Raw genomic sequence first — 8,812 nt, forward strand, 5'->3', positions numbered from 1 at the left:
CCCCGCGCCAATTAGCCCAACCCAGAACGCAGATCCGAGAAATGCAGCCAAACCCATTGAAAAGCGATCGCTGGTGGGACGCACTTTTAAAATTGCTAACGCTGCAATTCCTAGAGAAGCCGCCGCAAAAAAAGACATTGCACAGTGAAGTTTAGCGTGGGGAAGCCATGCTGGGTTATTCATATGCCCGTTTGCCAATAAAACTGCATCCACTCCAATTGGGATGATCAGCGTTGACAGTGCAGCAGCACTCAGCAGCCCCTTGGCAAATTGTGGTTGAGCCATAATGAGTTTTTCTCATGTAGATTGCATTCAACTAGGCAACATCGTCGCCATCATCTTTTCGAGTGCTTTTGGATCTTTGAGTAATTGCGCTGCCATCTCTATTTTGTCACGCTTCCCAGTGTTAGAAATACTGGGAAGTTCAGTTTCTTTGCGTACTGATTCTTGCTTCAATGAATCCTTTAAGCCTTCGCCAGTTGGCTTTAGCAACTTTCCATTGAACGATTAAATGCAGCGCGATGAATGCTAGGAATGTGTAGGAAAGCCAGAAATGAAGTGCCCGACCGAGTTCAACCATCTTCGCATCCTGCGGAAATACATCGGGTAGCACTAATCCAAAAAACTTGACCCCGTTGGCTCGAAAGGAATTAGAAAGAAGAAACCCTGCGATCGGGACTGCCCACATAAAGATATACATCAGCGTATGCAACGCAAAATTCTTGAGCCATTGCAGAGAAAACTTAGGCTGCCGTTTCGTGTACTTCTTCCACACCACCTGGAGCAAGGTGAGGATGCGCCAAGTCAGAAGTGCCATCGTCAATACCCCGATCGATTTATGAAAGTCGTAGAGAATGTCTCGAAAGTCATTTCTGGGCATCTGTGACATAAACGTACCGACAACAAACAAAACCAGATAACAGCTTGCCATCCACCAGTGAACTGACATCAACCGTTGGAAAGCAGAGTTGAGCCTGGGCTTCTTAGGTACAGTCTGCAATGAACTCATAGCGGGTTTCTCCCTTAATTTCGCCTCATTATGATCGGTTCCCGTTGAAGATGATTAACTGGGCAGCATCGTTGCCATCATCTTTTCGAGTGCTTTTGGATCTTTAAGCAACTGTGCTGCCATCTCTTTGGCTTGTTCTCCAGGATAGACATCTTCAACTTCATCGATCACGGCTTGCAAGGCTTCTTGAGCAACAACTTTTGGAGACACTTTCGGTGGTGGAAAGTTTCTACTTACTTCTGTATCGACCGTCCCAGGCATCACACCGACAACCAACGTACCTTGCGCTGCCAACTCAGCCCGAACACCCTGAGTCATTAATATTGCCGCAGCCTTAGAAGCACAGTAGGACGCATTCATGGGAAAGTTAACTTTTCCGAGAATACTGAGCATGTTGACGATCGCTCCACCGCCATTGTCCTTTAACACTGGAGCAAAAGCGCGACACATCGCGAGCGTACCAAAGTAGTTCACTTCCATCTCGGCTCTAGCACTAGAAAAGTCAGTCGCAGAAATAAAACCCTTGAGCAAACCGATTCCAGCATTATTAATCAAAAGAGTGACATCCCGGTAGGTTGCTGCTGCGGTGGTTACGGACTGTTCATCCGTAATGTCTAACGAAATTGGAATAATCCGCTCTGGATCAATCGCAACGATGTTAGTCAGAGAATTTAGGTTCCTCGCCCCTGCATAAATCCGAGAAACACCTGCTGTTCGCAATGCTTCCACATAATATCGACCAATGCCACCATTTGCTCCTGTTACAAGAGCGATTGAATTTGTAACGTCCATGATTTCTCCTAGAATGATTAAATGCCTACAAAATACTACCGTTCATTTGAATGGTCTATTCGTTCACCCATCGCGAATTATCCGAAACCAATTATTCAAGCACGTCTGCGATGTCATGCAATATCAATATCAATTAAGGGCGGGAGGCGAAAGTTTTGGTGCAAGTTCTGGAGCGGGCAACATGGGTAAAGGTTCTTCAGAGGTTTGCATATCTAGATTCTGTGTGTAAATCACTTGATAGAGTTGGGGTTCTGCCTTAACAACAAGCCCTTGAAGACGCTTTAAATGATCGGCAAACTCAGGGCTATTTCGCATCGCGACATAATCTTCTACCGATGCAAAATTAGCGTAGTTTGCAGCTCGTGTCCGATCAAGGCTAATGTGCAGATTGGCTGTATAACTGCCTGGGAATTGACCTTTCAATCTCTTGTACTCGGCAACTTGAGTAGAAACAAACTGCTCAGTTTTTTCAGGATCTAGTGTAAATATGTTGATGAGAACAATTCCATCGCCAACTCGGATAGGGTTGACCGGGAATCCATTTTCTAGTTGCAGGTTATCCATGAATCCATTCCTTTAATTTGGGTTTGAGTTAGTTGATTTATGGGCTAAATGCTTTGCATCAGGAGGATAAAGCCAGAGCTTAAACAATCGCGTTACCTGAGGCATAATGACCCAAGTCATCAACGGCATCATGATGGCAATGCTTACAAGTGTTGCTAGCCAAGCAGGGAGTCCATTTGTGATTGGTTTCAGCAGAATCGGCATCAGAGAAATGACTGGATAGATACCGATCGCGCTAACAATCGCAGTTTTCCATTTAGGGGGTGGAAGTGCATTCGGCACTTCAGGCAGAACGAACCAGGCTTCTAAACCATTAACCCGCAAAACTTTTGGATCGCCGATAGTGAGTGCATCTGCCCTAGCAATCCAGCCCTGACAAATGGGAGATTCTTCCCACTCTTGCAAATGAACAACGGTGTCGAAGCGCAGGATCAGTTGCCATGCACCACGCTTCGTTGTGGGATATAAAACTTCACCTCCTGCATAGCCCGGAAAGGTACTAGCTGCAAGAATGACACCTCGCACTGCCTCTTCAAATACAGATTCAAATCCCGGCTTAACGTGCCGAGTAATCGCCACAACTCCAGCAGGAGACTTTACCACTGTCAAAATTTCCCCATCCAAGCGCCATGAACTAAAATGTAAGTGCTTGTTATTAGATATCTTCCCTCCGTGTTTCGCATTTAAGATAAGCCAACCCAAATCGTTTTATTTTGGCAGTAAAATGATAAAGTTTATTTTCCGCCTTACCTCAATACGAAACCAAGCTTAGCAAAGATTTCTGCCGAGTCAAAATCTTGTTAGAAAAATCCAGATTAATCATTGATTCTTGCCCCATTTATTAGAATCTTGCTATGAGGCTGGACATCAAAAGTGTTTCGGCACAATCAGCTCATTAAATTGGTTTTGACATCGCCTTGACGATTTTAGTGACTAAGCTACGTGGCGTGAAGCGCAGACTTTGAACCATCAGCCAGTTTACAATGCCTGGGATGTACACCCTCTGACCACGTTGCATGGCTCGATAGCCTAGAGCAGCTACCTCCTCTGCGATCGGGAGATTCTTGTTTTTGACGAGCGCCGAGGCGTGCATATCGGCTTTGTCTTGGAAACCAGAAGCCGTCGGCCCGGGACAGAGCGCCGTCACGGTGACACCTGTCCCCTCAAGCTCAGCGGCAATTGCTTCTGAGAAACTCAGGACAAATGCCTTGGTGGCGTAATACACAGCCATGTATGGGCCAGGTTGAAATGCAGCGGTTGAGGCAGTATTAATAATCTTGCCGTTGGTAGCCAGGAGGTCAGGCATGAAGAGCTTCGTCAATACGACGATCGTGTTCATATTGATCTGCATCATTGCCAGTTCCGATTGTAGAGTCGAGTCTTTGAACTCGCCAAAAGTGCCATAGCCTGCATTGTTCGCTAGTGCGCTCAGCATGAAGCCACTGTTCTTGATCTCCTTGTACAAGTTGGCGGCTCCTTCATGGGATTCCAAGTCGGCGGCGATGACAGTTGCGGTGATGTTGTATCGTTCTTTCAGATAGGCAGCTTGAGACTCCATTTTGCTGAAACTGCGCGCCGCCAGAATCACGTCATAACCGTCTTGAGCAAAGTTCTCGGCGAGTGCTTTTCCAATCCCTGATGAAGCGCCTGTAATCAGGGCTATTTTGTGGTTACTACGCATAAAAAATATCCTTGGTCGTAAACGACAGACAAATGGCAACCAATCCAAAAATCACGAGAGAAACCCTGAAACTAACTGATTGAATTTTTGAGGATGCTCAATCGAACTCCAATGACCACACTCTTCAATAATTTCCAACCGAGCATTTGGAATGATTTTAGCGGCATTCTGAGCATGGGTTACAGGAACCATCGGGTCTTGTCTACCCCAAACAATTAGGGTCGGAGCCACAATAGTCCCTAATCTTTCAGTAATCGACTGGTGAAATTGTCCCCAGATGTTGAAGTTTGAACGACCGACGTTTAATGTTGCTTCTGACGCGCCAGGAATCGTCGCCATTTGATAAAACTCCTTGACGATCTCGTCAGTAATGAGGTTTGAGTCATAGACCGCCTGCTTACACAACATTGCCACACCCGATTTACTTGGCGAACTCAATAATCTGCCTAAACGTGGAAACGTTGAGATCCGCAACAGAAAATTGATTTCTTTACCTAAACCAGCACTGCCAACCAGAATAAGTCGATCAACTAACTCTGGAAAGTTCAGCGCAATGGTGAGTGCCACTCCACCACCCGCAGAAGTTCCAATCAAGCTCGCTTTAGAGATGTCTAAAGCCTTCATGAAATCCCGCGTGAACTGCGCCATGAAGTCAAAGGTGTAATCAGTATCCGGTTTATCGGATTGACCCGCACCGACCATATCAAACGCATATACACGATGATGAGTGGCTAATTCAAAGATATTGTGCTTCCACAACTCAATATAACCGCCGCCACCATGAAGCAAGATGACCGTGTTGCCTGAATCACCAGTTTGCCAGTATCGGGTATTCACTGAACCGACTTTGACATATTGGTCTTGCAATTGATCAGTACTATTCATCAAGCCCCCTTACCTAACATTGCGGGTACGTCAATTTCCTTAATACAAGTAGCTCGTGACAAGGAGAGAATGCAATCAATAATTCTTAGAAGATCTGTTAGAGGAATTGCCTCACCGCCTGATAGATTATCTGCGGCAAGATCAGCCAAAACTTCGGGTGTGCCGACATTGCCAGGATTAATCACTGTGACACTGATTTGCTGCGATCGCAACTCTTCACGCAATGAATGCACAACACCCCGCAACCCGAACTTAGAAGCACTATTAGCAACCTCTCGCCCTGGGAAATTATCCCGACCAGAGAGCGCACCCATAAAAATGATTTTTGGATTATCTGATCGTCGGAGGGCAGGTAGTAAAGCTTTAACCAATCGTATTGGAGCCATTAGATTCACGGCAATGACTTGAGAAATGTCTGCATCAGAGCAATCTTCAAACTTATACTGGCTAGTAAACGCATGGGTTTCCCAAGTGCCTCCCATGTATAGTAGTGCATCTAAGGAATCTTCCCCGATCGCTTTTGCCACTGTTTCCACACCCCCTATGTTAGACAAGTCTGCCTGAATCCACTCCCCGATCGGCGACTCTGTGCGAGAAACTGCTAGCAAGCGATCGCACTGAGATGATAAATGTTCAGCAACGGCAAGCCCAATGCCACGGCTCGCGCCAGCCACAAGAATCGTCTTGAACGACATATTATGTTCTCCTGTTTAATTGAAACAAAAACCGAACTTGGTAATTCCTGGAAATTCGAGATTAAATTGTTCGGCGAAATACTCGGCGTGAAAGGTTTGGTATGGCTTAAACCCAATAGACTCATAGGTATGACGAGCCACATCGTTCCCATTGATGACCATAATTCCTGCGTGAGAATGCTGCTGCGATCGCCCTTCCTCTAGGAGCGCTCTGAGTAGCACTTTTCCTAATCCTCGACCTCGTGCTTCTGGCAAGACGGCAACATTTTCAATAATCCAAGGTGCTTGAGGGGTTAGAAAAAACGGTCGCAAATCGCCACCCCAAAATTGGATATAGCGATCGCGAAAGTTCCTCCACAATCAAGAAATCAGTCACATTCCCCCAGTTAGAAGCACCTGCCCTCAGTTCCGCCTCAATGAATTGCAATGCGCTTGTTCCAGTACCTTGCAAAATGTCCTCCCAAAAGCAATGATTCAAAGGAGGTAAGGAAGCTTCGTACTCGATTCTGGCAAGAAAAGGAATATCCGCGATCGTGGCTTTGCGAGTGTTTAGAGTCGTTTGCATGACAGCCTCCTTGAGAAAAATCCCATAAAAGATACAGTCTGTATGTATCTAAAATATCGACTCTTTCCAATCCTGTCAAGATACATACTGTATGAATGTCAAGCAACCTGCTATGCCCACTAAACTAACCAAGGCTGAACAAACCTTACGTACCCGCCGTGCCATCCTTGTTCGGGCGCGTCATCTCTTTGCAACCAAAGGGTATGCAGCCACCGGAACCGAGGAAATTATCAGCGAGTTGGGGATTACTCGTGGGGCGTTGTATCACCAATTCAACGATAAGCTGGGAGTCTTTAAAGCTGTGATTGCCGAAGCCTATGGCGAGATCACAGGCTACATCAGAAGCAAAATACAGCCCCTAGACAACAATTGGGAACAGTTGGTAATCGGTTGTCAGGCATTCTTAGAGATTGCACAGCAAGAGGAATTGCGACGATTGGTGTTCATTGAAGCCCCAGCGGTTTTGGCGGCAGACACCTTAGTCGAGTTCGACCAGTATGGGTTTGGATTGCTCTATGAGGCAATCCAGATAGCCGTCAAGGAGGGAAAGCTAAATACGATCGATGTGGAGGGCTTTGCTCATTTAGTAAATGGTTCGCTGAATGAGTTGGCAGCGTGGGTCGCGCAATCCAATGATCCTAAACGGTTAAAAACGGCTCAACAATTGATCGAGACGTTACTAACTCGGCATCAAGTCTGATGCTCTGATTGGTTATGCTGCGACTCAACGTGGTGTTTATCCAACGATTCTCGCCACGCAGTTCTATTTTTTGGCTTGATAGTGTCGATAATATCCATTAACCTTCACTCTATTTCCTGCATAACAACTCGATTGAGGGCATTATGTGTTTTTAGGTACATTCGATTGGTTAGACTTACCTTACCCACCCAATATTATAAAAAAACTCATCAGTATTGTGAAATGCGACATAGACCGAAACATAACTTGCAAGGCACAGCCAGAGCACCCTCAGTAGAATAAAAAACGTAGCTCGTCGTTGGCCGATACCAACACAACAGGCTAGACTAGCAAATCCAACAGCAAGTCCAGCCACCGTATCTACTGCACCGAGAATTGGGCTACGCATCAAAAAGTAGATCGTGGTAAAGATGGCGAACAATACCCAACCAACTCCTTCAAAAATTAGGAACGTCCGGCGGCGTATTGAACGCTCTGGTAAATTTGCCACAATAGACAGAGCCATGAGCGAAGTGACATTTAAGAAGAGCCACATGGGGGCAAACAACCAATCAGGCGGTGAAAATTGCGGCTGCTCAAAGTTGTTGTAGAAAATCTTGTCACCACCATAACCGACTGGCAGCGCACTCACCAAGTTCGCAATCACGAAGATGACGAGGGCGTGCCACCAAAGGAAGACACGACTTTCGATGACGGGCTTAGGGTTGGTTTTAGTGTCGCTCATTTCTGTTCTGGTGTTAGCTAACTAAGGTACTGATACATCAATTGCGAGAAAAAGTCTAATACCTAAGCCGACTCAATTATCCGCATAACGCTTGAGCTAAGCCGCCCCGCGTCGGGGTCGGCTTGAACGAATGTTAGGCCGCAATCACGCTTGTCTGGAAGTATTGCACAACCTCTGTCAGGTCTAGGGCAACGTAATCCTTGGTATGCGACTCCTCAAAGTGACGTTTGAATGCGGCTTCATCGTCAAATCTCTCCCATAGTATTAAGCGGAGAGGAGTTGTTGTGTCTTGATGAAGCTGAAATATGGAACAACCTGGCTCTTTGAGGGTCTCGGCGCATAAGATCGTTAACGAATCTATTGCCTCTTTGGCCTGAGATTCTTCTTTGATGCGAAGTTCGGCGGTAATGTAGTAGCCAGGAGAAAAGTTACTCATATTAGGTTTTCCGTTGTATGTAGTTGCCGCAAGAAAGTTTGAAAGAAAGTCCGATCTGGAATTTCTACCTTGCTGCCTAAATTCTCAAACGAGCGGCGGCAAGCAACCTTGAACTCAGTCATTGACCCTCAACCGTCTGCTGCATTTGATTGATTATGCTGCTCAACGTTGCAAAGCTTTCAACCCAAGGTTTGGAAATAGCTGACTCGTAACAGCGAACTGCACCCATGCACTTGCTAAGGTTTCTAAAGTGCGTGCTACCAGAAGATTACCTGCATTAACTGGTTTGTAACCGCAGTCTTCAATGAGACTTGCAGCGATTTGTTTTGCTTCAACGTCGTCACCACAGTAAAAAACGCTAGGAAAATCAGCACCGAATTGTCTTGAGTCTGAAGCAATAATTTCAGCAAATGTAGTATTGAATGCCTCCACAACTTTTAAGTCAGTCGCTAGACCGATCGTCTGCCCCGTGAAGTCTGGCTGAATTCCACTCACACAAGTAATGACAATTTTTCCATCCAAAGAGCCAGCCGCATGAATGACCTCTTCCAATGCTGGCAGCCAAACAGCTAGTAAGATAATGTCTTGTGCTGCTGCCTCTTGAATTGTTCCTGCTTTTGCAGTCGCCCCTGCCGCTGTTGCCAGCTCAAGCAGCTTATTTCGATCTCGTGAGTAAGAAAAGACGACTTCATGTCCTGCCTTTGCCCAAAGTTTACCCAACCCAGCACCCATGTTGCCAGCACCAATAATGCCAATTTTCA

General features: G+C 46.1%; 14 protein-coding genes. 1 reads left to right on the plus strand and 13 read right to left on the minus strand.

Annotated elements, in window-relative coordinates; genetic code table 11:
• The 10 genes from JGK20_RS32350 to JGK20_RS32395 form a co-directional block, all read right to left on the minus strand.
• Positions 1-285: hypothetical protein (locus JGK20_RS32350; RefSeq protein WP_293199192.1), on the minus strand; the 285-nt coding region annotated here is incomplete at its 3' end.
• A gap of 139 nt (positions 286-424) precedes the next feature.
• Positions 425-1,009: a cytochrome b/b6 domain-containing protein gene (locus tag JGK20_RS32355; RefSeq protein WP_293186960.1), complete on the minus strand. Its 585-nt coding sequence runs from the start codon at positions 1,007-1,009 to the stop codon at positions 425-427.
• A 54-nt stretch (positions 1,010-1,063) separates the two neighbouring features.
• Positions 1,064-1,801: an SDR family oxidoreductase gene (locus tag JGK20_RS32360; RefSeq protein WP_293186961.1), complete on the minus strand. Its 738-nt coding sequence runs from the start codon at positions 1,799-1,801 to the stop codon at positions 1,064-1,066.
• Positions 1,802-1,930: 129 nt separating this feature from the next.
• Positions 1,931-2,365: a hypothetical protein gene (locus JGK20_RS32365; RefSeq protein WP_293186962.1), complete on the minus strand. Its 435-nt coding sequence runs from the start codon at positions 2,363-2,365 to the stop codon at positions 1,931-1,933.
• Between the two features lie 12 nt (positions 2,366-2,377).
• The gene (locus JGK20_RS32370; RefSeq protein ID WP_293186963.1) at positions 2,378-2,968 is read right to left on the minus strand and encodes an antibiotic biosynthesis monooxygenase; all 591 of its coding nucleotides are present in this window, start codon (positions 2,966-2,968) and stop codon (positions 2,378-2,380) included.
• Between the two features lie 292 nt (positions 2,969-3,260).
• Positions 3,261-4,046, minus strand: coding sequence for an SDR family oxidoreductase (locus JGK20_RS32375; protein WP_293186964.1), 786 nt, complete (start codon positions 4,044-4,046; stop codon positions 3,261-3,263).
• A gap of 51 nt (positions 4,047-4,097) precedes the next feature.
• Positions 4,098-4,931 carry an alpha/beta fold hydrolase gene (locus tag JGK20_RS32380; RefSeq protein ID WP_293199194.1) on the minus strand — a complete coding sequence of 278 codons (834 nt, stop codon included), beginning with the start codon at positions 4,929-4,931 and terminating at the stop codon, positions 4,098-4,100.
• Positions 4,931-5,626, minus strand: coding sequence for an SDR family NAD(P)-dependent oxidoreductase (locus JGK20_RS32385; protein WP_293233541.1), 696 nt, complete (start codon positions 5,624-5,626; stop codon positions 4,931-4,933). Before JGK20_RS32385 ends, JGK20_RS32380 begins: the two co-directional genes overlap by 1 nt.
• A gap of 15 nt (positions 5,627-5,641) precedes the next feature.
• Complete coding sequence (locus JGK20_RS32390) at positions 5,642-5,881, minus strand: GNAT family N-acetyltransferase (RefSeq protein WP_366039779.1); 240 nt, start codon at positions 5,879-5,881, stop codon at positions 5,642-5,644.
• A 13-nt stretch (positions 5,882-5,894) separates the two neighbouring features.
• Positions 5,895-6,191: a hypothetical protein gene (locus JGK20_RS32395; RefSeq protein ID WP_293233547.1), complete on the minus strand. Its 297-nt coding sequence runs from the start codon at positions 6,189-6,191 to the stop codon at positions 5,895-5,897.
• A gap of 91 nt (positions 6,192-6,282) precedes the next feature.
• Between JGK20_RS32395 and JGK20_RS32400 the strand changes: the two genes are divergently transcribed.
• Positions 6,283-6,891 (plus strand): TetR/AcrR family transcriptional regulator, encoded by a 609-nt coding sequence (locus JGK20_RS32400; RefSeq protein ID WP_293186968.1) that lies wholly within the window; start codon positions 6,283-6,285, stop codon positions 6,889-6,891.
• 175 nt (positions 6,892-7,066) lie between these two features.
• Here JGK20_RS32400 and JGK20_RS32405 read toward each other — a convergent pair whose 3' ends face one another.
• The 3 genes from JGK20_RS32405 to JGK20_RS32415 all read right to left on the minus strand — a co-directional run.
• On the minus strand, positions 7,067-7,615 hold the full coding sequence (locus JGK20_RS32405; RefSeq protein WP_293214352.1) for a TspO/MBR family protein: 549 nt from the start codon (positions 7,613-7,615) through the stop codon (positions 7,067-7,069).
• Between the two features lie 133 nt (positions 7,616-7,748).
• Positions 7,749-8,051 (minus strand): antibiotic biosynthesis monooxygenase, encoded by a 303-nt coding sequence (locus JGK20_RS32410; RefSeq protein WP_293186970.1) that lies wholly within the window; start codon positions 8,049-8,051, stop codon positions 7,749-7,751.
• A 162-nt stretch (positions 8,052-8,213) separates the two neighbouring features.
• On the minus strand, positions 8,214-8,812 hold a 599-nt coding region (locus JGK20_RS32415; protein WP_293233543.1), incomplete at its 5' end, for an NAD(P)-binding domain-containing protein.

Source organism: Microcoleus sp. PH2017_05_CCC_O_A (genome assembly GCF_020738785.1).
Taxonomy (GTDB): Bacteria; Cyanobacteriota; Cyanobacteriia; order Cyanobacteriales; family Microcoleaceae; genus Microcoleus.

Excerpts from the sequence above, each read along its gene's own strand:
- JGK20_RS32365 (WP_293186962.1), bottom strand. The coding sequence starts at position 2,365 with ATGGATAACCTGCAACTAGAAAATGGATTCCCGGTCAACCCTATCCGA.
- JGK20_RS32410 (WP_293186970.1), bottom strand. The coding sequence starts at position 8,051 with ATGAGTAACTTTTCTCCTGGCTACTACATTACCGCCGAACTTCGCATC.
- JGK20_RS32405 (WP_293214352.1), bottom strand. The coding sequence starts at position 7,615 with ATGAGCGACACTAAAACCAACCCTAAGCCCGTCATCGAAAGTCGTGTC.
- JGK20_RS32380 (WP_293199194.1), bottom strand. The coding sequence starts at position 4,931 with ATGAATAGTACTGATCAATTGCAAGACCAATATGTCAAAGTCGGTTCA.
- JGK20_RS32375 (WP_293186964.1), bottom strand. The coding sequence starts at position 4,046 with ATGCGTAGTAACCACAAAATAGCCCTGATTACAGGCGCTTCATCAGGG.
- JGK20_RS32360 (WP_293186961.1), bottom strand. The coding sequence starts at position 1,801 with ATGGACGTTACAAATTCAATCGCTCTTGTAACAGGAGCAAATGGTGGC.
- JGK20_RS32385 (WP_293233541.1), bottom strand. The coding sequence starts at position 5,626 with ATGTCGTTCAAGACGATTCTTGTGGCTGGCGCGAGCCGTGGCATTGGG.
- JGK20_RS32355 (WP_293186960.1), bottom strand. The coding sequence starts at position 1,009 with ATGAGTTCATTGCAGACTGTACCTAAGAAGCCCAGGCTCAACTCTGCT.
- JGK20_RS32395 (WP_293233547.1), bottom strand. The coding sequence starts at position 6,191 with ATGCAAACGACTCTAAACACTCGCAAAGCCACGATCGCGGATATTCCT.
- JGK20_RS32400 (WP_293186968.1), top strand. The coding sequence starts at position 6,283 with ATGAATGTCAAGCAACCTGCTATGCCCACTAAACTAACCAAGGCTGAA.